We start from the raw sequence: 25,321 nt of genomic DNA on the forward strand, positions 1-25,321 counted from the left end.
AGATAGATCGACACAGGTCATCAGGCGGGTCAGGGACGGCCTCAGCCCTTGCCGGACAACCGTTCGGAAGAAGCCTCTCCTTCGCTAACGCATCCAGGAGCGCCTGCTTGTCCCTGGCACGGATGTCCTGGTCACGCCTACGCCACGCTGCTTTCTTGTATAGCCCAATACGGGCCTTCAACTCAATGTCTCTCCCGATCCAAAATCCTTTCAACGTCGGCAAGTCGTGCGTGGCCACCGCAGCGGCGGCGTGGCGCGGGAAACGGGACGGTTTTGCAAACGCCCCCTTGGCCGATTGTTCAAACAAAAGGAGCCGATATGAGAGCAACCCCCCTTCCATGAGCCGATGACGTATCGCGGGCGTCACGGTACCCAAATCCTCGCCGATGACCATGACGTGCTGACGATGGCTTTCGAGCCCGAGAATACCGAGAAAATCATCAGCCGGATACCTCACATACGTACCTTGAGACGGATCCAGCCCTTCTGGAATCCAGAAGAGACGGAACAGTCCCATCGCATGATCGATTCGGATGATTCCGGCATGTTGCATGGAGCGTCGATAACAATCCGCGAACAAACGATATCCGTCCGACCGAATCAGTTCGGGGTGGAACGGCGCCAGATTCCATCTTTGCCCGCTGGGAGAAAACAATTCCGGCGGCGTCCCGATCGACGCCTTCGCAACGAGCTGGCCTTGAAATGCCCAGGCATCGGCTCCCTCCGGATCGATACCGACCGCCATGTCCTTGTAGAGTCCTATGGCCATTCCTGCACGTTTTGCTGCCAGCTGAACCGTGCGAAGCTGCCGGCGACATTCCCATTCCACGTATTGGAAGAACTGCAGTCGGCTGCAGGACCGTCGAGCCACATCTCGAACGGCAGGTGAATCCGGGTGTTGGTAGGCCTTCGGCCAAGCGCGCCATCCCTGCCGAGACACATCTGCCAGTTTCCCCCGACGGGCCATTCGCTCTTCCAGCGTCCGGAACAGCGCGAACCGCTCGAGGGCAACGCCTTCCCGCTTGACAAAGCGACGGAACGATTCGGCTCTTGATGAATGACGCGCCAGGTGGCGCCGTTGAAAAATCCTGAACAGTTCTTCCAGAATTTGCCACTTGATCCGCTCGACGGTCCGGTAGCGAACCGTCGGATTTCGGCGCAACGCCGCGAGCCGAGCCTGAAACCGCGAAGATTTCACTTTTAATTGCAGCGATTTCGATTCCAAAAATTCTGGGACACCCTCAAGATCCAGGTACAGAGCATGGTGAAAAAGCCTGCTCGATGGCGAGTATGGACTGACACCGCCTGGGGGAAGCGCGTGAAGGGGATTGACGCCGAGCAGATCCGCGCCAAGTTCCCTTCCAACCCACTGGATCAGGCCTCGAAGGTCTCTGAAATCACCGATGCCCCAATTCTTTCTGCTGCGGACGCCGTATAATTGTAACGTAACGCCCCATGTTCGGTTTCTTCCTCGCACGCACGGATGGAGAAATGTATCGACGGGAACGACGATCAGCACCATCGTGTCCTGATAGATATGCCCCCCTCCATATGCCTTTATGGAAAGTTTGTGGTAACCAAAGGGAAGTCGGCGGGGAAAAGGCACGGCGCATTCGACATAATGCGTCCCGTCTACAACAACTTGTTTGAGAACCGTCACATGTATTCCGGATTGTTGTCCTGATATTGTTCCGCCCCTTTCTTTCTTCACGACCCAGTCGAGATGAAGATGATGCAGCACGTTCCGATGCAAGGGCAGACGGAGAAGGAAGGATCGAGGCAAGCGATCCGTGCGCACGACGACCACCGGATCAAGTATCGATTGCCACCGAGCGGAACGGGCGTCCCGAAAGCTCGCGGCAACTTGAACGGACGAATTCGCCGGGACACCCATTACAGCAAGAACCTCGCGAAGACTCCGGTCGCTCACCTGTCGGCGCACCCCGCTTTCGTCCACATACGAAGTTGCGACACCGTGAAACGCCGCTAACCGACGCAGCGGTCCGTTACGCCCAGCCCGGGTCCTCCGGTCTTCACCCCTCAATCTCACCTCCCCTGACGGCACATTAAAGGTCTTGTCCTAAATGAACTTGTCCTCTACGAAATTTCCGGTCGCAGTCTCTGTTCACACGTAGCACGCAGCCACAGCTTACGACAGAGGCCAATCACAATTTCGTAGGGATTTCGAACTCTCGGGTGGTCAGCAAATCGGACTTGCGCGATTGTTATCGGTATGCCGTAACCCCGTGGTCACTGCGACACCGTTTTCGGTTTCGAAGACGAACGATCGGATTGCGCGGCAGGCGGATGCCAACGCAAGCCGAGGTCGAGGATACGCTGGAGGAGCGCATGATATGACAAGCCCGCACATTCCGCCGAATCGGCGAAATCTTCGTCCTGCGCGATTTGAGGATTCGGGTTGGCTTCCAGAACGTAGAGCCGGCCCTCTTGGTCGAGACGAAAATCGATTCGGGCATAGCCGCTCAATCCAAGGGCTTGATAAACCAGACGGGCGATTTCCTGCGCTTTGTCGGCAAGACCCTCCGGCAAGCCATCTGCCTCACCGGAGCTGATGCCGTATTTCTGCTGATACTTCCGGCTCCACTTGACGCGGGCGGTAGCGATCCGTTTTCCGTCTTCCGGCATATTGCTCAAATCCAATTCCCAGACGGGAAACACGTCGACGCGCCGGTTTCCCAGGGCGCCGACATACAATTCCCGCCCTTCGATGTACCGTTCGATCAGCGCACCGGTTCCTACGCTTTGGTGAACGAAATTCACCCGTTCCAGCAATTTTCCATCATCTTCCACTATCGAAGCTTGCGAAATACCCAATGAGGCTTCTTCCGAGATCGATTTCACGAACAGCGGAAAATCGAAGCCCTTCGGCCGTTTCACAGATCGCCCGACCGGCACAGTGATGAATTCCGGAATCGGAATGCGATGATAATGGAGTATTTTCTTAGCGAGGGCCTTGTCCCGCGCCAGCATCAATCCTCGGGGGTTGCAACCGGTGTATGGGACACCCAACAGTTCAAGATACGACACCACGTTTTGATCATAGGTAGCAACTCCACTGAATTCCTCGAGGAGATTGAAGGCGATATGCGGTTTCCAATCCTCGACGACTCGCCGAATCACGCCCAGATCGTCGAGGACGCCTACGGCTATAACCTCATGGCCCAGTTGACGCAAGCCGGTAACGACGTCGTATTCCGTCTTCCATTCGACCTCCGGTAAATTCACCCCTTCGGCCGATTCCGGAGGAACCAAATCCGCGTGGACTAGAACCATGACGCGACGCTTTTTGCTCATAAGGCGACTCGGTGCCGTCCACTATGGAGATAATTCATCGTCTGTAGTGTCAACAACACGGTAAATTCCATCCTGACTTGATCCTCGGGCCCGGCCACATGGAGGTCGAGTTCCCTGCAACGTCGTATCATGTCTTCCAGCAGACGATCGATCGTATATTGGTATTCTCCCGTCCATTTGGCGACATGCCGCCGAACCTGGTTTCGCAACCGCTGGATAAAACTCGCCGCAGTCTGATGAGTTTTGAACGCCGGCTGGTCGGAAAAGAGACGGCGCAAATCCCTATCGTAGAACGTGGGGTGATCCAATCCGAAACGTTTTCGCTTTTGCTCGTAGTACTCTCTGACGGTTTTTTTGATTCGGGAAATGGGATCGACAAGCTCTTTAGTCGTGATCGGCGGAGGAGCACCGGCGAGGCTCTTCATCAAGCTGTCCATGTATTTCAATTTTTTCAGCGCAGGCCAATCAGCGTACCGCTCCTCCCATTGTGAATTCGGCGTCAGCCAGACCGCGAAGGTCTCGGCAAAGTCTTCGTCCGGATGACTCTGCGCATACCACATATCCAAATGCTGGACGTAACTCTTGCTGTATGGTCGCGGCGTGTAATACTTCGGGTAGGATTGCGTGGACCGACCGAACACGGCTTGCCTTTTTTTTAACCGGCGGAGCCGATAGGCATTTTCAATCGCATGACCAAGTTCATGACGAAGGATACGCCGGCAGGATTCCGGGGTCCCCCCCTCGACTTCCAGCATCTGGCTCATTTCCAGTTTGGCCAGCCGTGGGTGAGCCAAATAGAAGGGCACCGCCACACCCGGTACGCCATCCGGAGAAAACCACTCTTCCGACAGCCAAAAATGAGGCTTGAAGTTGAGGTTCTGCGCTGCCAGTTCGCGCTCGACTTCACGGATCTGCTCGATGACGGAACTGGACTTCAGTGAAAGGTGAAAATCACAGAGCCGCAGCTCGAGCAATTGCTCATCCGGCCAATCCGCCCATGGATAGTCGTGAGGAGGTTCCGAGGGTTCAGGCGGCGATGCGGGTTCGCTCTCCTCTTGGTTTGTTGGATCGCCCGTACAAAACATGTCCACCGATCAGTACGAAATCTCTGCGAACCTGAGCAGGCACCTCGCCATGTTAACGCGAATGAACCTGAAAATTAAACGACGTCATTTTGACTGCAAGAACACTCCAACCCCGTAGGCGGGCATGCGGACCTGGACGCCGGTGCCTTGGACCCGCAGTTCCTTGGGCAGTCCTGACTCTCCAGCCGGATGGTACTCGGGAAACTGGGCACTGAGACGAAGTGCCCAATCCCCAGGCGGTTCAGTCAATGTGCATACCAGAGGTTTTTCATTGAAGCCACATACCAGGAGAACAGAAGGTCCCTTCTCAGCCCATCGATGAAGGAACATGACCTGCTTCGACTCATCGATCCAGACATGGTGTTGAGTTGGCAGGGCCGCGTTTGCGCCGAGTGAAGGAATCGTTTTTCTCAATTCAATGAGAATCTTGGTCCATCTGAGCATGGCTTCCTGCATAGGATGGTGCCTCTCGCCGACGTGAATCCGCGACCGTTCAAACGTCGCCTGGTCCTGAGGATCCGGGATCTCCTCTGCCCGCCAGCCGAAATGGGCGAATTCGCGGCGGCGCCCTTGCCGGACCGCTTCAATCAAGCCCGGATCGCCATGCTCGATGAAATATTGAAACGGAGCGGTCTCGCTGTATTCTTCCCCCATGAACAAGAGCGGAATATTCGGAGCCAGGACAACGAGGGCTCGCGCGGCTTTCAACGCATCAAACGGCAGTTGGGTGCTCAAGCGGTCTCCAACAGCACGATTCCCGATTTGGTCGTGATTTTGCGCGAACACCACCAACTGAGATGGAAAACAACGCTCTGCGGAATTGCCATGCCGCCGCCCGCGATATGCCGAATGCTGCCCGTGGTACACAAATCCGCGTTGCACCGCAGTCGCTAAATCGCTCAGCCCGTGAAAATCCTGATAATACCCTTTACGTTCGTTTGCGAGTGTAACGCGAAGGGCATGGTGAAAATCGTCGTTCCATTGTCCATCGAGTCCGTACCCTCCCCTGTCAACCGGCGAGATGACGCGCGCGTCATTCAGATCACTTTCCGCGATGACGAGGATAGTTCGTTCGAGGGCACGGGCCTGCTTATGTACCGCTTCGGCCAGCTCCTGAAGAATATGCTGAGCGCTGAAATCAAAAATGCCGTGGATCGCATCCAGTCGGAGGGCATCAATATGATACTCCGTCACCCAATAGAGCGCGTTGTCCACAAAGTACTGCCGGATTTCATCACTACCCGGTCCGTCATAATTCAGGGCCGATCCCCATGGCGTACGATATCGGTCGGTAAAATAGGGTCCGAAGTCGCCAAAATAATTACCTTCCGGGCCGAGGTGGTTATAGACAACATCCAGAATCACAGCCAATCCTACCCGGTGGCAGGCATCTACCAAACGCTTCATGCCGTCCGGACCGCCGTAACTGGCCTGCACGGCAAAGGGATAAACACCGTCGTATCCCCAATTGCGCCGACCGGGGAACTGGGCGACCGGCATCAATTCGATGGCCGTGATACCAACTTCGTCCTTGAGATACGAAAGGTGTGGAATAATCGCTTCAAACGTTCCCGCTTGTGTGAAGGTTCCAACGTGCAACTCGTAGATGATGAGATCTGTCAGGGGAAGTCCCTTCCACCGTTGGTCTGTCCACGTGAACGTATTGGGATCAACTATGGCTGATGGCTGGTGAACGCCGTCAGGCTGAAACCGTGAGGCAGGATCAGGCCTGCTCTTCTCTCCGTCCAATCGATACTGATAGCGCATACCGGCATCTATGTCCGGCACAGTCGCCTCGAAGTATCCCCTATCGCGAGGCTCCATCAGGAAGATTCGCTCATCACGGCCCAGAATGTGCACGGCAACCTGCTTGGCAAACGGAGCCCACACCCTGAACCGTGCGATCCGCGGCGCCACAAGCTGAGACCCTATCTGCATCCGCCATGGTTGCATTCCTGCCACCTCTTTCTCCTTCTTCAATTCCATGTCATGGAGAATAGCGGCGTGAGATACCGTACACAAGAGCTCATCTGATTTTTTTCCCGTACGGGTCCTTGCGCAATCACCCGAACATGGCTATACATGAGCACGGAATCAAGCCAATTATTTCCGATGAGCCCCTATGACCACGTGGACTCAGTGGTTCACCGACCTCGATGATCGTGTGATATCGACGGCAATCCTGGCCGTCGTGCTCTATGTCGCGGTCCGTCTATTGGAATGGGGAGCGCGACAGGGCATCAAAGACGATCGACGTCGTTACACAGTCAACAAAGTCATTCGTTACGGAGCTCTGTCCATCTTTTTTGTCAGCGTGACCGGAATATGGGCGCAACGACTTCAGGGATTCCTGCTCATCATGGGCGCCACGGGTGCCGGTCTGGCTATCGCCCTTTCGCCGGTTATCGTGAGCATGGCGGGATGGAGCCTGATCATCTGGACCCGTTTGTACCAGGTCGGCGACCGCATCCAATTAGGCGGGGTCACAGGCGACGTAGTGGATATTGGCATCATTCGAACGACATTATTGGAGATCGGGAACTGGGTCGACGGCGACCAGATGACCGGACGAATCGTGACGGTGACCAATTCAGCGGTCTTTAAAGATCCGTGTTTCAACTATACCCAGGGATCCCCGTTCATTTGGGATGAATTCATGATCCCGATTGCGTACGGGCCGAGTTGGATACATGCGCAAGCGGCCATCCTGGATACATTGAACGGCTATGCGTCTGAAACGGAACAGGCTGCAAGAATGGCGATGAACAATTTGCCCGGCGTGTCGCTTGTCGGCCTTCCGGATGTCCGGCCTCAAGCCTACATTACCCTCACTGAGCATTGGGTGGCCTGCCGCATTCGCTATGCGGTCGAAGCCCGAGTCAGGAGAACGGTCAAGCATCGGTTGCAATCGGCTGTGTTGTCTCGGTTGGCGACGGAAAACATCGAAATCGCCTCTCCCGCGCTGACAGTCGTGAAATATCCGGCTGAACGAACATGGAAGGAATCAATATGAGAACCTGGCCGGGACGACCCTATCCGTTAGGCGCCACGTGGGACGGCGAAGGCGTTAATTTCGCCATTTTTTCGGAAAATGCCACGGCCGTGGAATTATGTCTATTCGACGGTCCCGACTCTCCGAGAGAGTCGGCCCGCATTCGCCTGGAAGAACGCACTGACCAGGTCTGGCATGTGTATATCCCAGGCCTCTGGCCGGGACACCATTACGGATATCGCGTCCACGGCCCCTATGCCCCGGAGGCGGGCCACCGCTTCAACCCCAACAAACTGTTGATCGATCCCTACGCCAAGTCAATTGCAGGGACCATCGAGTGGTCGGACGCCATGTTCGGATATCGTATCGGCGACCCCAAAGAGGATCTCTCTTTCGACCAGAGGGACAACGCGTCCAATATCCCCAAAAGTGTCGTCGTCGACCAGGCTTTTACCTGGGGTGGCGATCGCCTACTCAAAACACCGTGGGACAAAACGGTCATCTACGAAGTTCATGTCAAGGGACTGACCGCACAGCATCCGGACGTTCCCGAGCACATGCGCGGAACCTACTCGGGCCTGACGACTCCGGCCGTAATCGATCATCTTCTCGCCTTGGGTGTGACCGCTGTGGAACTGCTGCCGATACACCACTTCGTCCGCGACAAGCACCTGATCGATCGAGGCCTCACCAATTACTGGGGATACAACACGATCGGATTTTTTGCGCCGGATATCCGGTACGCCGTTTCACCGATACGAGGGCGCGCAGTCCGGGAATTCAAGACGATGGTCAAGACCTTACACAGTGCCGGGATCGAGGTCATCCTCGACGTCGTGTACAACCACACTGCGGAAGGCAATCATCTCGGCCCGACGCTGTCTTTTCGAGGAGTCGACAACGCTTCGTATTATCGCCTGACCAACGGCACTCCCCGGTACTACATGGATTACACCGGATGCGGAAACACCTTGAACGTCACCCATCCCAGAACGCTTCAACTGATCATGGATAGTTTGCGCTACTGGGTTATTGAAATGCATGTCGACGGTTTTCGGTTCGACTTGGCCTCCGCGCTGGCACGAGAACTCCATGCTGTCGATCGTTTAAGCGCCTTTTTCGACATCCTGCACCAGGACCCGATCCTTTCGCAGGTGAAGCTCATCGCCGAGCCATGGGACGTCGGTGAGGGCGGATACCAAGTGGGGAATTTCCCCGTTGGATGGGCCGAATGGAACGGTAAGTACCGGGACACGATCCGTCGATATATCAAGGGCGACGGCGGACAAGTCGCGGAACTCGGCTACCGCGTGACCGGAAGCAGTGACCTCTACAGCATGAGCGGACGCCGTCCCTACGCGAGTATAAATTTCATCACAGCCCATGACGGCTTCACGCTCCACGATTTGGTTTCATACAGCGACAAACACAACGAAGCCAATGGTGAAGACAACCGCGACGGGACCGATGACAATGCCAGCTGGAACTGCGGCGTCGAAGGCCCGACAGACGATCCGAAGATCATTTCGTTGCGCGAACGCCAGAAACGGAACTTCCTGACTCTATTGTTCCTGTCGCAAGGTGTTCCCATGCTCTGCGGAGGAGACGAAATAGGCCGCACACAACAGGGCAACAACAACGCCTACTGCCAGGACAACGAGATTAGCTGGTTCGATTGGAAATTCGACCGTTCACAGCAAGGGTTGCTCAACTTCACGAAAACCCTCATAGATTTTCGCAAACGCCATCCGGTCTTGAGGCGGAGAGGATTTTTCCAAGGACGGCATCTCCGTGGCTCCGAGGTCAAAGATATCTCATGGTTCAGACCTGACGGTAAGGAAATGACCGACCGTGACTGGAATGCAGGCTATGCCAAATCCCTGGCACTTCGATTGGCCGGCGACGCCATCTCCGAAAAAGACGAAAAGGGACGGACAATCACTGATGACACCCTTCTCATCTTGTTGAACGCCCATTACGAATCCCTGTCCTTCACCCTCCCCGCCCACAAACGTGGCGTGAAATGGCAGCCGCTGTTCGATACGGCTGTAGAGGCGGGCACGGAAAAGCTCGTCTACGTCCTCAAGGGAGGTGAGCGGTATGAATTGGATGCGCGGTCGATCGCGGTCTTGCGATTAAGTGAGCCGGCCTGAACATAGACGCGCCATGCCCGCGACTCACACCTTCAAATGAACAGGCTCCCTTGCTCCTAGCCCGGAGGGAGCACTGCAGCAGGTTTTCTCAGAGGCAGCAGGAACGTCACAATGTGATGGCGGTTTGCTGTGCATGTGCCGAACAATGGAAGGAGCCCCCATGAATCCGCAAACTTGGATTGAAGCGTTTCGGGAATCATTGGAAGGAAGCCTTGCGCTCGTTGCGGCATTTGTTCCGAAACTCCTCGGCGCGGCGCTGTTGATTCTCGCCGGTTACCTTTTGGCCAGGATGGTGGGAGCCGGAACCGCAGCATTACTCAAAGTCGTCGGATTCAACCGCCTGCTTGCGAAGACACCGGTACACAATCTGCTGTCCGGCATCAATTCGAAGAAGACGAGCGCCGATGTCATGGGTATTCTGGTGTTTTGGGCGATTTTTTTGTTATTCGGCATTTCGGCGACAGAAACGCTCGGGCTCGAAACTGTGTCTGCAGCATTGACGGACCTCGTCTTCTATATTCCAAAGATCGGCGTGGCCGTCTTGATCATCGTCTTGGGATTGCTTGCCGCGAACTATCTCAAAGATTTGATCGGTCTGGCCTGCTTATCCGCAGGCGTGCCGCAGGGAACGATCGTCGCTCAAACATTTTACGTCGCCGCAATCCTGGTGGTGTTTGTAACAGCCATCAACGAATTGGGAATCGACACGACGTTATTGAACAGCACGATCATGATCGGCTTCGGGGGACTTATCGCTGGTGCGGCCCTCTCGTTCGGACTGGGCGCCCGAGGGGCCGTCGCCAACCTGATCGCAGCCCACTACTTGCAGCAGCTCTTGCGGGTCGGCCAGACCATTCGCATGGACGGGGTCCACGGTCAGATCGTCGCCGTGACGCCCACGGCACTTGTCGTCGATACGCCGGATGGTCGCGTCGTCATTCCGGCCTCCCACTTTCAGGACGCAAAAGCCGTCATCGAAAAGGCCGGATAATCAATGGACGCAGAAATTCGGTTGACCCAGGAGTACTTGAAATCCTATCCCCTCGAAGTGGTCAAACGCCTGGAAACATGGCCGGGGCCCGAGGTCGCAGAGGTGATGCGTCCGCTACCGCCGGAGGATGTCGCATCGGTTCTCGAATATGCCACTGCAGATATGGCGGGGGAAGTCCTATTGCTGTTGCCGCGGGACCAGGCCGCTTCGGTAGTCGCATCGCTCTCGACCGCCTCCGCCATCGACGTCATGCGCCAATTCGACCCGGACGTCCAAGGTGAATTCTTCTCACGACTTGAGGCTACCGTCGGTCCCGGGTTGCGAATGAGCCTTACGTATCCGGACGGGACTGCAGCAAGTCTCGCCGATCCTCGCGTCACGACATTACCTCCCGATATCACGGTTTCTGCGGCATTGGAACGGATCAAACACGCATCAAGCCGGGCGACGTACTACCACTATGTTGTGGAACGGGACGGAGTCCTCGCCGGCCTGGTCACAATGAAGGAATTGTTGGTGGCTGATCCGGATGAGGTCGTAGCCACGGTCATGCGGGACCAGATCGAGTCCATTACAGCCGACACGCTCGAAGGGGAAGTGCTTCAAGATCCAAATTGGCGCCTCTATCACACCCTCCCAGTGGTCGACAGGGAGCGGCATTTTCTCGGGGCGCTTCGGTACCGGACGCTGAGACGGATCGAAGAACAATTCGCCGTCTCGCAGACATCGCACTCATTGCCGGACATGCTACTCCAAATATGGGAAGCCTATGCTTTGATCGGTCTCTGTATCATGACTGACTTGGCGCATGTTGCGGAAACCGGCGTCGCCGTCACCATCAAACCTGACACGCACTCCCAAGAGGTCCACGATGACAGTTCATCACAGACTACATGAAACGTTCTTCGCCGACCATGCCGACGAAGCCGGCCAGCTGCTGGAATCGTTTGCCGTTGACGAAATCGTGCGCTTGATCGGCGCAAGCCCGGCCAGAACGATTGCGGAACTCCTGTCGTCGATGAACCCATCGGTCGCAGCCGACACGCTCGCACTTTTACCGGAAGAAACCGGCGGGCAGGCTCTCCTGTCCATGTCTCCCGGGGATGCCGCAAGCCTTCTCTCCCGTGTCGACTCAGCGAGACAATCCGCAATATTGAAGCGTTTGCCGACCGCGCAGGCGGCGGAGATCAAACAGTTCATGGAATTCCCGTCCGACTCGGTTGGGAGCTTGATGGATACCAGGGCCTATGCCCTCCCTGAAGACGTGACGGTCGAAGAAGCCGTCCGTGATGTGAGAACGCGTGCGCCAAAAGATCTCCACGACGTATATGTGGTCGATCGAGAACGACACCTCGTCGGCGTCCTCTCGCTTCGGGATCTGTTGCTCCTCGATCCTGACGAACGGTTGCAGGCCGTGATGAAACGAGACACGCCTCGCATCCACCCTCTGGAAAACCGGGAAGAGCTGGTGGACCTCTTTTCCGCGCACCGTTCCGTCACCATTCCCGTCGTCGATCTCGATGAGCGGCTGCTGGGAATCATCAAGAACGAAGACATCGTCAAGGCCAGTCAAGAAGAGGCGACGGCCGACCTCCAAACGATGGTCGGAGCCAGCCGTGATGAGCGGGCTCTTTCGCCGATCTTGTTTTCCGTGCGCAAACGTCTCGGCTGGCTGCAAGTCAATCTGTTCACGGCTTTTCTGGCGGCATTTGTGGTTGGAATGTTCGAGGACGTGATCGCCAAATTCACCGCTCTGGCGGTCCTGCTCCCTGTCGTCGCAGGCCAGTCCGGCAACACCGGCGCACAGTCCCTGGCGGTGGTGATGCGCGGCTTGGCACTCCGAGATATCAGGCCCGCTCAGTGGTTGCGGGTCACAGGCAAGGAAATCGGCGTGGCGATGCTCAACGGAATCGCGATTTCCGCGACAACTTGCGCCGCGGTCTTTTGGTGGAGCAGCTCGCCCGGCCTAACTATGGTGATCGGCATTTCCATGGTGGCTTCCATGTGCATCGCCGGATTATCCGGCGCCGTGATTCCGATTGCGCTGAAGGCGTTGGATCAGGATCCGGCGCAGTCTTCCTCGATCATTTTGACAACCGTCACGGATATCGTCGGCTTCTTCAGCTTTCTCGGATTGGCCACCGCCTTTTCAAGCTTTCTCGCCTGATCATATTCCGTGTCAGCCCTCAGCCTCTCCCCGGCCACGTCTAGCGATTCCGCGGAATAGCCTTCCTAAGAGATCGGCCCCTGTAATCAGGCGCGGCTGTTTGATCCACAACAATATAGCGTCGTCAGCGATTAAATGATCGCCGGAGGAAGTCTGGTCAAAATTGAGCAGACCGACGACCTGGCCGAGAGGTTCCTTACGATTCCGTACGATGATGGGTCGGTGACAGTAAACAAACGGGTTCGTCTCCTCGCTCGTCAATAACGCGTGTCGTAGAAACCCGTCGGCGTCCATGATGTAATGAGGCTCGTTCTGCTCGTCTGTGATGACAACCCACGCCTTATCCGATGCATTCACTTGCCGCAGAAAGGGATCATCGGAAGATTTTCGAAACGGTGGAAATTGTGGCACCCCGTTCAGAATCGGAACGGAAAGGATACTGTTGGGGTCCACAGTCACGCCTTCCTGTTCGATGGGGATATCGTCGATCGTGAGAAAGTTGAGCGCTCCGATCGCTTCGACACGGCTGACTTCCGTGGCATCATCCATCATATGACGCCGCAGGAGTTCTTTGATCTCAGCTTCGCGGTAATAGGCGACGGTTTCTTTTCCGAGCCAGTAATCCAGCATCAAGGATGTGGGTTTTACGATAGGATATAAGAGGCCCCGATACATCCAGAGGATGGGGGCAAAACGAGACGCCATCTTGACCGCGTGGCGAGAAAAGTACGCCTGCGGGACGATTTCTCCCATGATCGTAATGAGGAACGTCGAAAAAAGGAAGGCGCTGACACCTGCCATGACGGAATTCGAGAGCAAGGTCAGAAGCACGTTGATACCGACGTTGCCCCATAGAATCGTCGAAAGAATTTCGTTCGGCCGGTCGCGCAAGGCCAAGACCGTTCGGGCATCATAGTTGCCGCTCGCCGATTCCGCTTCGAGGCGCAGACGTCCCAAACTAAACACGGCAAGGTTCAACCCGGAAAATAGCGCCGATTGGCTAATGCAGAGTGCGATACCTATCCAGGTCAGTACCGAATAGTCCATTGTTTTCTTTCCCTGCCTCGCCCCTCACTTTGCTATGATAATCCGCGGTGTCAATACGCGATTCACAGCTTGAAGGACTGAACCGATCGGAAACTGTCACTTCACCCATCATCTCAGACATGGCGTTCAATTAAGCCAAAAAGACGTGCACGGCCTTAGACAACCTCTGAACATCGGCTTCTCCGGCTGCAATCAGACAGAAGACCGATACACCGGTTGCACTCATCGCGACAATTCATGACGTGCCAGAGCGCGGCCGCTTTCCGGATCAAAGAGATGAAGTGGCCCGTTGGTAATGATGCCCGCTACCGGCTCACCCGGTTTGCTCGAAAGATCCGGAGGAGCATGGCCCACCAGAAGGGTGACTTCCTTCCCGCTGCCAACTTCCATCGTCGCCCACGCCTGGCTGCCGGTATGCTCGATCAGCCGTAAAGTTCCTTCTATCCGTGTTCCACTGGCATGCGGCAAGGCGCCGCCTGCCGGCTTGTCCGTAACACTGAGTTGTTCAGGGCGGATGCCGATTTTGACACGGGCCCCTTCGTCAACAGGAATTTGCGCCCCGGTCCTCGCAAGAGGCACGTCAATTGTTCCACTTCGGACATGACCACCTGCCATGACTGCATCAAGCACGTTGATCTGTGGATAGCCGATGAAGCCGGCGACAAACAACGTATTTGGCCGATCGTATAACTCGCGCGGCGCACCGATCTGCTGAATTCGGCCCCGGTCGAGAACAGCCACGCGATCTGCCAGCGTCATGGCTTCGGTTTGATCGTGCGTGACATAGATCATCGTCGTGCCCAACTGATCGTGGAGACGGCGTAATTCCGCCCTCATGACCGACCGTAGCTGGGCATCCAGATTCGAGAGCGGTTCGTCGAGCAGAAAGACGCGCGGCTGGCGGATGAGCGCACGCCCCAAAGCCACCCGTTGACGCTGTCCTCCGGAAAGCTGCCGGGGCCAACGATCCAGTAAAGACTCCAAGCCCAACATACCAGCCACCTTGTTCACTTCTTCCTGGATGCTCCGCGGGTCTCGCTTCGAAGACCTCGCTGACACGCGCAGCGGGAAAGACAGGTTGTCCCGTACTGTCATGTGCGGATAGAGAGCGTAGCTTTGGAACACAAGAGCGACATCCCGCTCGCGAGGCTCTTGATGGGTCACATCTTCACCGTCGAAGCGGATACGTCCGGCCGTGGGCATCTCAAGACCTGCCAAAATGTTCAAGAGCGTGGATTTTCCGCATCCCGACGGGCCGACGATCGTGAAGAATTCCCCGTCACGGATCGTCAATTCGAGGCTCGAGAGCACATCGTGTTCTCCGAACCGTTTTCCGATCTGTTCAAGTCTGACTTCGGCCATCAGCCTTTGACACTTCCTGCCGTCAAACCGGCGACAATATGGCGTTGAAATATGATGGCCAGTGCGCCGACAGGTGCCGTTACGATGAGAGAAGCGGCGGCGATATCGCCCCAGGGAATTTCATGCAAGCCGGGAAACAGCGCAAGGGCCACCGGAGCCGTTCGCGACACCTCACTGGCCGTCAACGTCAGGGCAAACATAAATTCATTCCACGAGAATATGAACACGAGCAGCGCCGCAACGGCGATTCCAGGTCGAGCCAACGGCACAATCACCGACACGAACGCCCGCAGGGGGCTGCAACCATCGATTCTGGCGGCTTGATACAGTGCGGGTGGAATTTGTCGCACGAAACTCGTGAGAATCCAGATGGCCAACGGCAGGGCATAGGCTGCATGGGTCAAAATGAGTGCCGTCAATGTATCTCTCAGTCCCAAAGTCCTGACGATGAGATAGAGCGGACTGATGACCGCAATGGGCGGGAACATGGTGATGGACAACACCAAGCCCAGGATCACGGGTTTACCAGCGATTGGCAGCCGCGAGAGGGCGAACGCGCAGCCGCTTCCGAGAACGATCGCTAGAATCGTCGACCCGGCCGCCACGATGAGACTGTTGAACAGGGAGCGTGTCATCGCAGGATCACCGAGTACGGCTCCGAAGTGGCCCAACGTTGGATCGATGGGGAGGAGCGGTGGCAGCCGCACGAGATCCTCTTCCGGTTTGATCGACGTGATCGCTTGCCAGACAAGAGGCCCCAGGCAGAACCCAAACGTAAAGACGAACACAACCGCAAGCAACACCCCCTGTCGGCGGCTCGCGGTCATTGGACAGCCCCCGCGAGGTGTCGTCGAAGCAACAAAAGATACACAGCCGTCAATGCGGCGACGAGGAGAAACATGGCTGTGGCCAAGGTCGAACCATAGCCGAATTGAAGCGTCTGGAAGAGCATTCGATAGGCGTAAATCGACAATGTTTCCGTGGTGCCTCCGGGCCCCCCGCCCGTTAACACGAACACGGCATCGAAAACGCGCACGGCGTCCATCGTCCTGAAAATCAAGACAATGAGGATTATAGGCAGCAACAGCGGCAGCGTAATGAGCCGAAATTGCGCCAACACTCCAGCCCCGTCAACACGTGCCGCCTGATACAGATCCGAAGGAATGGCATTCATCCCGGCGAAGAGCAGCAAGGCGGCAAAGGGGGCGGTTTTCCAAACGTCCATGATGATGGCGGCATGAATGGCCCAGGAGGGGTCGGCAAGCCAGTCTATAGGATCGGATATGAGACCGACCGAAACCAGGAGATAATTCAGCAAGCCGTACTCAGGATGATAGAGCCATCCCCACATCTGGGCGGACACGACCGTCGGCACGGCCCATGGCAGCACAATGGCGACTTGTATCCAGCGAGGCGTTCCTGAAGAACGTCCCGCGAAATGCCAGAGCACTAGGGCAAGAACAAAACCGATGCAGAGTTCGAGTGCAACGGAGAGACTTGTAAAATAGAGTGTCGTCCCCAAGGCGGCCCAAAATCGGTCGTCGCTCCAAAGTCTCGTGTAATTCAGTATGCCGACATATTCATCGATTGCAAAAATCGGCAAGCGCTGATGAAGACTCAACCAGAGCGCTCCGAGAATAGGCAGGAGGGCCAACAGGCCGATCAACAACAACGACGGACCGGCGAAAAGATAACCCCACGTCGATTCCGCCAGGCGAACCACTACCGGAAGGCGATTCATGATTGGTATCGTGACGCCACGACTCCATGCTTCCCGGTCATGAAACCCCTTCCTCCATATGCCGTCCCAGGATGAGCGTCGTCTGTTTTCTGATTGCTCGGACGGCATCCAGGGGCGACTTCGTGCCGACAACGACCGCGCTCAATTCAGGTTGCAGCACTTGCGAGAACATCAAGTAGTACGGCGTGACAGGGCGCGGTTCCGCCGCAAGAAACGTCGGCAGTAGTTGCTCCATCCAGGGTTGAACGTCAAGGAGCCGCTTGTCGCTGTACAGGTCCCGATGGACGGGCTTGTACCCGACCTTGAGCGCCATGGTAAGTTGAACAGGTGGGGATGCCAGATACCGGATGAGTTCCTCGGCAGCCTTGGGATGGGAAGCTCTGCTCGGGATAGCCAGAGCCCATCCGCCCAGTGTCGGTACTCCCGATCGACCGGGAAACGCCGGAAGAGGTGCGATCCCGACCTTCCCTTTCACGACTGATCGTTCCTGCTGAAAGAGAGTCCAGGCATAGGGCCAGTTGCGGAGGAATACCGCGCGCCCGGAGCCGAAGAGATGCCTGGTCCCCTCTTCGTCCGCTGTCGCAACAGGCGCCGGCGTCACACGATGTTTCACGATCAGGTCCCGCATGAACTGCAGCGCCTCTGCCGCTTCGACTTCGTCGCCCTCCCACAGGTCGGCGCCGCGACTTCTGAGAAATTCCAATGTGACGCAGACGAGCCCTTCGTATTGTTTTCCCTGCCAGATAAAACCGGCCAGTTTCGGATCACCTTCTGCATCCAAGATCGCTCGCGCCGCTGCGACGAGATCCTGCCAGGTCTTGGGCGGCGCATATCCGTACCGATCGAGGAGATCTTTTCGGTAATACAGCACGCCGGCATCGATGTACCAGGGAATCGCGTACAGTTGATCCTTGAGCGTGGCCGCTCGGATAGGACCGGGAAAGTACCGGGCGCGTGCTTCCGGCGACAGGAGCGATTGCAACGGCCTGATCCAGCCGGCCTTCGCGAATTCCTGCACCCAAATCGTGTCGACGGCGATGACGTCGAAAGGGGCCTGCCGGCCCTCCAACGTAATGGCATAAAACTGATGTTGCTGGTCGGATGAGCTAGGCAGGATCTCTTCCCGGACCCGCAGGCCAGGATGACCGGCTTCGAAGTCGCGAAGGAGGCCGGCCATGACCTGGGGATCGCCGGCGACCTTCCCGTGCTTGAAAACGATCTCAATGTCCTGACCCGACGATGAAGAATCTTGCGATGAGGAACATCCGGCGAGCACGCAGACCGAGGCGCAAAGAAGCCGCCCCCAAAAGCGAGCGACAGTCACTGGACGGATAAAAGATAGGCCCATGCCCTCCCTTAATAATATTGGACAGCCAGGCAAACGCGACTACATATGGGACAAGTCGTCCGGCGCCTCGCTTCCTTGCCGGTGGGAGAATCTCCGCTCCATGTAATCTTTGGCGAGATCCTTGGCTCCGAGTCCAAAGGCAATCGCGGCAGCAAGGACGACGCCCCCTAGCGTGATCGCAAATCCGACGACAACGATGTTCTCTGCGATTCCGAGCTGCTCCAATGCCATCGCGACAGCAACAAGTTGCACTCCCCAACGTGAGACGGCAGCCAACATACGGGCAGGCGGCAGGCCGGCATTCACGGCAGCGATCAACACCGCCTGGGAAACGAAATTGGACAGGAGGTATCCTGCTGCCAGGATAATCGAGGCAGTCAGAAGATGCGGAATGTAACCAAGAAACGATTGCGCGAACTGGTTGATGGGTTGCAAGTTGAGCGCGCCGAGTCCCGCGACAAAGGCGAAAGTTAACACAATCCAGTACGCAGCCCGCCCTACCAGGCGAGAGGGATCGGCTTTGACACCGCCTCGCGCAAGTGCGGAATTGACCCCTAAACTGTTGCCTAACTCATCCAACTTCAAGACACGCAACAACCGTTCAACGGTGTGCCCGACACTCCAAGCCGCGAACAGACCGACCGAGATGATGATCACCATTGCGAGGACATTCGGGAGCACCGCAAGTACTTGGCGGGCCAGCTCCTGTAACGGTCCCAGCAATGCCGTCTCAACAAAGTTGTCCATGGTCGGCTCCCTTGTTATGGTGCGTGTTCCACGATAGTTTCATCACGGCCTTTTTCAGCTTGAAGCTCTCTGTTTCCATTGATCAAGCAGATACGGTTTCAATTGTTCATACGCGCGACAGAGTGATTCGATACGCCCTTCCGCTTCGGCGGAGGTCAACCCCTGCGTTTCCAGTACAAATGTCGCGGTTCGTCCAAGATAAAGCGGAGTAAGGGCTTTCAGCAGATGATCTCTTGGCATCACACGCGCATGGTATGAAGCCGCAGCGTCATAGACGATCTTGGCCCACAATTCGTCGGGAATACGAAAATCTCTATCAGAAACGGCTTTGAGGGCAAGCAGGTCCTGCATGACAACAGGAGTCAGGATCTGGCTCCAGATCGGTTCCAGGTCGGACAAGCCCTGCCGAAAACTCGCGATCATGCGTTCCACGTTCACATTCACCGGCTCCACGCCGACTTCGTATTGAAACCCGAACAGCTTGACGATATTCGATCCCGTGCGCTCCCGCCAGACCGTTTCATGTTCTTCCATCAAAGCAAAGACCGCTCCGACGACCTGCACCAGCATGGAAGAGAGGTCTGCGGCAGGGTCTTTGGGATTGTGAATTTTTGCACCGAGAAAACTCTGGCAGACACGGGCGCCGCTGGCTACGGCCTCCGTCGTCATCCAAATGTCGATGCCGAATTTAGCGACTTCAGATTCCCACACATGCTGGTCCAGGTAATGTTCCGCCAGTCGGCCGGCAAATCCGAAGTCCCCGCCGATGGGTTGTCTGATCCGTTCGCCGTACAGGGTCCTGGTTAGCGGATAGACAATGCTGTTGGTAATCGTGCCGTCATACTTGTGCCGGAGATAATACGGGGCGACGTAATCATACCCCTCTTCTAATACCGGGCGGACGAGCAGCTCGATCCATTCCGGAGTGATGCTCCTGAGGTCGGAATCCACGACGACGCAGGCTTTGGCCTTTGTCCGGCGGGCGATCTCAAAGATGGTTCGAAAGGCACTCCCTTTGCCCGGAATGCCGTGATAAGGCGTGATGATCTTGTGGAGGGGGCTCTGGCGATCGCTGATGAGAAGCGGGCGATGGTCATGGTCGGTTCGCGCCACGACGTCGGTTGTCCCATCCGTCGAACCGCCGTCTGAATTGACCAGTACGGCACGGTGGCCCGGGAAATACTTCGCCAGGCCGGCGCTGACGGCATGGACCACGTGGCCGATAGTGTCGGCATTGTTGTAACTCGGGATGCCGACTAGTATCTCAGTTTCGCCGACGTCACGGACTTTTTCCTCCGTGGCCTGAGCCAGTTCAATGGGAGTGGGTTTCATGAGACGGCTTTCTTGCCGGTCGTTGCTGGATTCCACGCATGGTCTTCCTCGACTGCCTCCACCATCTGATCAAAAATATTCGGGACAGCCGCGGCCACTCTGCTCCAGTTCGCAATCAATGGAACCCCTAGCGGGTCCTTCAAGAACACATCGGAAGCCATACGGATACCTTTCAAAAACGCCTCCACTGCAGTTCGTTCCTCATGCCGGTCGAACCGGAGACTATTAATAGCCGCATCATCTTCGTACCGACGAATCGCTTCTTGTGCGGCCTGAAGATAGGTAGCCAGGAGCGTTTTGAGGGTCGAATCCGACAAAACCACACCCTCGTTGGCCAGATTTCTGAACAAGGATTTGGTGATGTCCACCGTCATTTTCAGCAAGCCTCTTTCAGGATCACCTGCCGAGAGCGATTGATGCTTATGTTCGTAGCTGTCGGCGATGTCAGCCTGACAGATCCGCCGAAATGCGCAATTCCGATACACTTCCGCAAGGACCCCGACTTCCAGCCCCCAGTCTCCCGGGATACGATTGATCCACGCGAGATCCCGTACCATGGCGAACTCGCCGGCGAGTGGATAACGGAAGCTGTCTAGGAATGTCAACAACGCCTGAGGACCCACCAGCTGCTGCAAACTTCTGATCAAGGGAGTCATGAGAAGCCTGGTTACACGGCCATGCAAGCGATCCGTGACCCGGCCATAGTACCCTTTACAGAATTCGTAGCCGAGATTCGGATTCGCGATCGGGTAACAGAGCCGTGCCAAATACTCCCGCTTGTAACTGAGGATGTCGCAGTCGTGAAGAGCGATCACATTGCTACGCTGATGCGCCAGAACATACCCGAAGGCAAGCCAGCAGGATTGGCCCTTCCCGGGCAACCCGACATCAATCGCCTGGCTCGTAAGATTTTTGAGGATCCCCTGAATCCTCGGCCCATCGACCCATACCAAACGCACTTCCTGCGGAAGAACCTTGAAGTAATCCTTAGCCCGACGGAATTCCAAGGCCGAAGCCTGGCCAAGTGCGATCACAATTTCGTTGAGATAGCGAACCGATTTGAGCTGTTCGACAATGCCCTTGAGCGCGGGCTTTTCAAGTTCTGAATATAGTGATGGCAGCACGAGGGCGATCGGATTGATTTTGCCGTACTGCTCCAATTCCTGCTCGAGCTGGAGAACGTTATCACCACCGAGCCTGTGCAACACGGACACGACGCCATTCTGAAAAAAGTCTGACATACTCCCTCCGCGCTTGAGCTATGCTATTGTTATTCATCCGCGGGCCCAGCGCAACCATGAATATTCGAGGTCGTTAAAACGGCATCACGGTCATGAAAGAAGACAATCGTCTCATCATCTTCACAGACTTAGACGGCACCCTCCTCGATGGCAACACATACGCGTTCGACGCGGCATTGGAAGCCCTCGATGCCGCTCGATCCCGCCAGGTGCCGGTGATTCTCGTCTCGAGCAAGACTCGCGCGGAGATGGAGCCTCTCCGTTTTCGTGTGCAGTTGAAGGATCCATTCGTCGTCGAGAACGGTGGAGGCATCTTTATTCCCAAAGCGTATTTTCCATTTCCGATCGATGACGCCATCCCTCGAGGCGACTATTTCGTTGTAGAACTTGGCGTCCCCTACGCACAACTTCGTTCTGTTCTAGTAGAAATGCAACAGAGATTTGGGCGCGAGGTGCGAGGCTTCGGCGACATGACGTCAGAGGAAGTGGCGCAACACACAGGACTCTCAATAGCGGACGCCCACCTGTCCAAGCAAAGAGAATACGACGAGCCTTTCCTTTTTTCCGGTTCATCATCCGTGCTCGAGCAGCTCAGAGAGGACATAGAAGCCAAAGGTCTGCGTTGTGTGCCAGGAGGGAGATTTTTTCACCTGATGGGCACACAGGATAAAGGGCATGCTGTTCGCTTGTTGTCTGGATGGTACCGACGCGGTATTGATACCGGATCGGCCCATCGTCTCCTGACCGTAGGAATCGGAGATAGTCCGAACGATCTCCCGATGCTTGCTGCAGTGGACCGACCGTTCCTCGTGCAACGCCCGAATGGTTTCCACGATGTGCGAGTGGCCCTTCCGGGTTTGAACCTCGTGCCGGCTCCCGGTCCGTCTGGATGGAATCAAGTCGTTCTCGACCTCTTGGGGAACGAAGATCCGTCGGCATCGAAGTAACTGATGGTCATGTTTCTAGTTGACAGATGTTGGCCGACAAGTCTAGAGGAGTTGTATGGCAATCCACCCGCTTGCCGGCAAGGTCGCACCCGAATCAACTCTGGTCGATGTGTCCGCATTGTTGCAGGCCTATTACGGGAAAAAACCTGATCCGGGCGTCCGCGAGCAAAAAGTTTCCTTCGGAACATCGGGCCACCGTGGTTCATCGTTCAAGCACTCATTTAATGAAGCACACATCCTGGCCGTGACTCAATCGGTCTGTGAATACCGCGCAGCTCAAGGCACAAACGGTCCATTGTATCTCGGGCTGGACACCCATGCCCTTTCACAGCCTGCATTCCGTACAGCCTTAGAAGTTCTGGCAGCCAATGGCGTTGAAACGGTCATTGATCAGGACGGAGGGTACACGCCGACCCCGGTAATCTCCCATGCCATCCTGGCCTACAACCGCGGCCGCACATTAGGACTTGCGGACGGCATCGTCATCACTCCCTCGCATAACCCGCCGGAAGACGGTGGCATCAAATATAACCCGCCACACGGCGGACCGGCCGATACCACTGCAACGAAATGGATCGAAGAACGAGCCAACGCATTGCTCACAGACAACCTGCTAGGGCTCAAGCGAGTGCCGTACGAGAAAGCAAGGAAGGCCTCGACAACCAGAAGCCATGATTATATCGGAACCTATGTGGATGACTTGTGGAATGTCGTCGATCTTGACGTCATGAAGTCGGCGCAATTGAGAATAGGTGTCGATCCCTTGGGAGGCTCAGGGGTAGCCTACTGGAGGCCGCTCGCCGAACGGTATGGATTGAACATCGAGGTCGCGAACCCGGCGATCGATCAAACCTTTCGATTCATGCCGCTGGACTGGGACGGCAAAATTCGCATGGACTGTTCGTCCCCCTATGCGATGGCCAATCTTGTCGCCCTAAAAGACCGATATGACATCGCGTTCGGGAACGATGCCGATAACGACCGGCACGGTATAGTGACCCGATCAACAGGGCTGATGAACCCCAATCATTATCTCGCTGTGGCGATATCCTATCTCTATACCCATCGCCCCCAGTGGAGCCTTGATGTCGGGATAGGAAAAACATTGGTAAGCAGCAGTCTCATCGACCGGGTGGCGGCAAAAGTCAACCGTAAGCTATTCGAAGTCCCGGTTGGGTTCAAATGGTTTGTCGACGGCTTGCTTGACGGCTCCCTGGGATTCGGCGGGGAAGAAAGTGCCGGAGCTTCTTTTCTGAGACGGGACGGAACCGTCTGGTCTACCGACAAAGACGGCATCATTATGGATCTGCTCGCCGCCGAGATGATGGCGAAAACGGGAAAAGATCCCGCAGAGCATTATCTCGAGCTCACGAAGGAATTAGGCGAGCCGGTCTATGAACGAATCGATGCACGGGCGACACCGGAGCAGAAAGCCGTCCTCTCGAAGCTTTCTCCCCATCAGGTCAAAGCGACCGAACTTGCCGGCGACAAGATCATCGCGATGCTCACCAAAGCTCCAGGCAACGGTGCCGCAATCGGAGGACTCAAAGTCGTAACCGAGCATGGCTGGTTCGCCGCAAGACCCTCCGGAACTGAGGATGTCTACAAGTTGTACGCGGAAAGCTTCAAAGGGCGAGAACACCTCGCACGCATTCAGGACGAAGCGCGCAGGTTAATCTCCAACGTCCTCACGCAAGGGCTAGACGCATAAATTTCGGTTACGATGAAAGTGCTGTGTAGATGTTTCTCCACCACCTAAAGAATGACCTGATGACCTGCGCGGTAGGAGCTTCGAACCAGCGGGCCCGATTCGACGCGGGTGAAACCCATAGCCATCCCCTCCTCCTTTAATTTCTGAAACTCGGAAGGGTCGTAGTAACGCGCAACCGGAAGGTGGTTTCTTGTCGGCTGCAGGTACTGGCCGATCGTGACAATGTCGCAATTCACTTTGCGAAGGTCGCGCATCACTGCGCGCGCTTCATCAGAGGTCTCCCCCATCCCGAGGATCAATCCCGACTTCGTGGTCATCCCTTGTTCTTTAGCTTGACGAAGCAGGCTAACTGAACGTTGATACTTTCCCTGCGGCCTCAGCGCAGGAAAGAGCCTCGGGACGGTTTCAATGTTGTGATTGACGATCTCGGGGTTCTCGGAGCAAATCGCAGACAGCGCCTGCTCGTTCCCTTCAAAATCCGGAATCAAGACCTCAATCGTGCAGGCCAGATTCAACCTTCTGATTGCTCTGATGGTTTCCGCAAAGATGGCAGCGCCTCCATCCGACAGCTCATCCCGATTGACCGAGGTGATGACCGCGTGGCGAAGGCTGAGGGCACACACCGCTTCCGCAACGCGTTGTGGCTCCTCGTGATCGACCGACAGCGGCCTTCCGGTTTCCACCGAGCAATAGTGGCAGCGCCTGGTACAGATGTCTCCCAATATCAAGAAGGTGGCCGTCCTGGCATTCCAACATTCCCATCGATTCGGGCACCGGGCTTCTTCGCAGATCGTGTGGAGTTTGAGCCGTTCAATGGTCCGCCTGATGTCGAAATAGTCCGGCCCTGTCTTCGCTTCGACTTTGAACCAGGATGGAAGCCGGCGGGAGGAAGCTTCGCGCAAACTCAACGGTGAAGTTTGAATTTGTTCAATCGGTATGAAGCTCATCGATCAGATTCCTGACGGCGAGGACGCAGCCAGTTCTTTACCTTTGTCAGTAGCCCAGGTTGATCGAATGCCTCCTGTTGCGGATCGGGATACTCGACCCAGCATTCTTGTGAGCCGAGATAGATGCCGCTTCGGAAGCTCATCTGCGTCTTGAGTTGCCGAAATCCAGCCGCGTGCAACGACCCGATCAAATTG

Annotated in this window: 21 protein-coding genes; 7 read left to right on the forward strand and 14 right to left on the reverse strand. The window is 56.1% G+C overall.

The annotated features are described in order from the left end of the window. From malQ to treZ, 4 genes are all read right to left on the reverse strand, one after another. Positions 1 to 2,050: 4-alpha-glucanotransferase (gene malQ, locus ACWVCN_RS10695; protein WP_455245668.1), on the reverse strand; the 2,050-nt coding region annotated here is incomplete at its 3' end. A 200-nt stretch (positions 2,051 to 2,250) separates the two neighbouring features. Further along, positions 2,251 to 3,315: a D-alanine--D-alanine ligase family protein gene (locus tag ACWVCN_RS10700; protein WP_455245669.1), complete on the reverse strand. Its 1,065-nt coding sequence runs from the start codon at positions 3,313 to 3,315 to the stop codon at positions 2,251 to 2,253. Further along, complete coding sequence (locus ACWVCN_RS10705; RefSeq protein WP_455245670.1) at positions 3,312 to 4,400, reverse strand: putative zinc-binding metallopeptidase; 1,089 nt, start codon at positions 4,398 to 4,400, stop codon at positions 3,312 to 3,314. The genes ACWVCN_RS10700 and ACWVCN_RS10705 overlap by 4 nt, the downstream gene beginning before the upstream one ends. Positions 4,401 to 4,484: 84 nt before the next feature. Beyond that, positions 4,485 to 6,353, reverse strand: coding sequence for a malto-oligosyltrehalose trehalohydrolase (gene treZ / locus ACWVCN_RS10710; protein ID WP_455245691.1), 1,869 nt, complete (start codon positions 6,351 to 6,353; stop codon positions 4,485 to 4,487). A gap of 169 nt (positions 6,354 to 6,522) precedes the next feature. On the opposite strand from treZ, the gene ACWVCN_RS10715 reads away from it, so the two are divergent. From ACWVCN_RS10715 to mgtE, 5 genes are all read left to right on the forward strand, one after another. Next, entirely contained in the window at positions 6,523 to 7,413 is an 891-nt protein-coding gene (locus tag ACWVCN_RS10715) for a mechanosensitive ion channel family protein (RefSeq protein ID WP_455245671.1), read from the forward strand. Further along, positions 7,410 to 9,545, forward strand: coding sequence for a glycogen debranching protein GlgX (glgX, locus tag ACWVCN_RS10720; RefSeq protein WP_455245672.1), 2,136 nt, complete (start codon positions 7,410 to 7,412; stop codon positions 9,543 to 9,545). The genes ACWVCN_RS10715 and glgX overlap by 4 nt, the downstream gene beginning before the upstream one ends. Before the next feature lie 160 nt (positions 9,546 to 9,705). Beyond that, positions 9,706 to 10,536, forward strand: coding sequence for a mechanosensitive ion channel family protein (locus tag ACWVCN_RS10725; RefSeq protein ID WP_455245673.1), 831 nt, complete (start codon positions 9,706 to 9,708; stop codon positions 10,534 to 10,536). A gap of 3 nt (positions 10,537 to 10,539) precedes the next feature. Continuing rightward, complete coding sequence (locus ACWVCN_RS10730; protein WP_455245674.1) at positions 10,540 to 11,433, forward strand: magnesium transporter MgtE N-terminal domain-containing protein; 894 nt, start codon at positions 10,540 to 10,542, stop codon at positions 11,431 to 11,433. Further along, a complete protein-coding gene (gene mgtE, locus ACWVCN_RS10735) occupies positions 11,408 to 12,703 on the forward strand; it encodes a magnesium transporter (protein ID WP_455245676.1) in 1,296 nt (431 codons plus the stop codon). The genes ACWVCN_RS10730 and mgtE overlap by 26 nt, the downstream gene beginning before the upstream one ends. A gap of 12 nt (positions 12,704 to 12,715) precedes the next feature. On the opposite strand, the gene ACWVCN_RS10740 is transcribed toward mgtE, so the two are convergent. From ACWVCN_RS10740 to ACWVCN_RS10775, 8 genes are all read right to left on the reverse strand, one after another. Continuing rightward, positions 12,716 to 13,750 (reverse strand): DUF21 domain-containing protein, encoded by a 1,035-nt coding sequence (locus tag ACWVCN_RS10740; protein ID WP_455245677.1) that lies wholly within the window; start codon positions 13,748 to 13,750, stop codon positions 12,716 to 12,718. A gap of 222 nt (positions 13,751 to 13,972) precedes the next feature. Continuing rightward, positions 13,973 to 15,112 carry an ABC transporter ATP-binding protein gene (locus ACWVCN_RS10745; protein ID WP_455245678.1) on the reverse strand — a complete coding sequence of 380 codons (1,140 nt, stop codon included), beginning with the start codon at positions 15,110 to 15,112 and terminating at the stop codon, positions 13,973 to 13,975. Continuing rightward, complete coding sequence (locus ACWVCN_RS10750) at positions 15,112 to 15,939, reverse strand: carbohydrate ABC transporter permease (RefSeq protein ID WP_455245680.1); 828 nt, start codon at positions 15,937 to 15,939, stop codon at positions 15,112 to 15,114. Before ACWVCN_RS10750 ends, ACWVCN_RS10745 begins: the two co-directional genes overlap by 1 nt. Then, complete coding sequence (locus tag ACWVCN_RS10755; RefSeq protein ID WP_455245681.1) at positions 15,936 to 16,853, reverse strand: carbohydrate ABC transporter permease; 918 nt, start codon at positions 16,851 to 16,853, stop codon at positions 15,936 to 15,938. Before ACWVCN_RS10755 ends, ACWVCN_RS10750 begins: the two co-directional genes overlap by 4 nt. 37 nt (positions 16,854 to 16,890) lie before the next feature. Beyond that, positions 16,891 to 18,201: an ABC transporter substrate-binding protein gene (locus tag ACWVCN_RS10760; protein ID WP_455245682.1), complete on the reverse strand. Its 1,311-nt coding sequence runs from the start codon at positions 18,199 to 18,201 to the stop codon at positions 16,891 to 16,893. 39 nt (positions 18,202 to 18,240) lie between these two features. Then, positions 18,241 to 18,948 (reverse strand): mechanosensitive ion channel family protein, encoded by a 708-nt coding sequence (locus tag ACWVCN_RS10765; RefSeq protein ID WP_455245683.1) that lies wholly within the window; start codon positions 18,946 to 18,948, stop codon positions 18,241 to 18,243. Between the two features lie 54 nt (positions 18,949 to 19,002). Continuing rightward, positions 19,003 to 20,280, reverse strand: a complete 1,278-nt coding sequence (locus ACWVCN_RS10770) for a glycosyltransferase (protein ID WP_455245685.1) — start codon at positions 20,278 to 20,280, stop codon at positions 19,003 to 19,005. Continuing rightward, positions 20,277 to 21,521, reverse strand: a complete 1,245-nt coding sequence (locus ACWVCN_RS10775) for a glycosyl transferase (RefSeq protein ID WP_455245686.1) — start codon at positions 21,519 to 21,521, stop codon at positions 20,277 to 20,279. Before ACWVCN_RS10775 ends, ACWVCN_RS10770 begins: the two co-directional genes overlap by 4 nt. 92 nt (positions 21,522 to 21,613) lie before the next feature. Here ACWVCN_RS10775 and ACWVCN_RS10780 point away from each other — a divergent pair, with 92 nt between their 5' ends. Both ACWVCN_RS10780 and pgm read left to right on the forward strand, forming a co-directional pair. Further along, positions 21,614 to 22,468 (forward strand): HAD-IIB family hydrolase, encoded by an 855-nt coding sequence (locus ACWVCN_RS10780; protein ID WP_455245687.1) that lies wholly within the window; start codon positions 21,614 to 21,616, stop codon positions 22,466 to 22,468. Between the two features lie 55 nt (positions 22,469 to 22,523). Then, positions 22,524 to 24,179 carry a phosphoglucomutase (alpha-D-glucose-1,6-bisphosphate-dependent) gene (gene pgm, locus ACWVCN_RS10785; RefSeq protein WP_455245688.1) on the forward strand — a complete coding sequence of 552 codons (1,656 nt, stop codon included), beginning with the start codon at positions 22,524 to 22,526 and terminating at the stop codon, positions 24,177 to 24,179. 44 nt (positions 24,180 to 24,223) lie between these two features. Here pgm and lipA read toward each other — a convergent pair whose 3' ends face one another. Further along, entirely contained in the window at positions 24,224 to 25,126 is a 903-nt protein-coding gene (gene lipA, locus ACWVCN_RS10790) for a lipoyl synthase (RefSeq protein ID WP_455245689.1), read from the reverse strand. Then, the coding region (locus tag ACWVCN_RS10795; RefSeq protein ID WP_455245690.1) for a hypothetical protein at positions 25,123 to 25,321 on the reverse strand (199 nt) is incomplete at its 5' end. The genes lipA and ACWVCN_RS10795, both read right to left, overlap by 4 nt.

The organism is Petrachloros mirabilis (assembly GCF_975968855.1).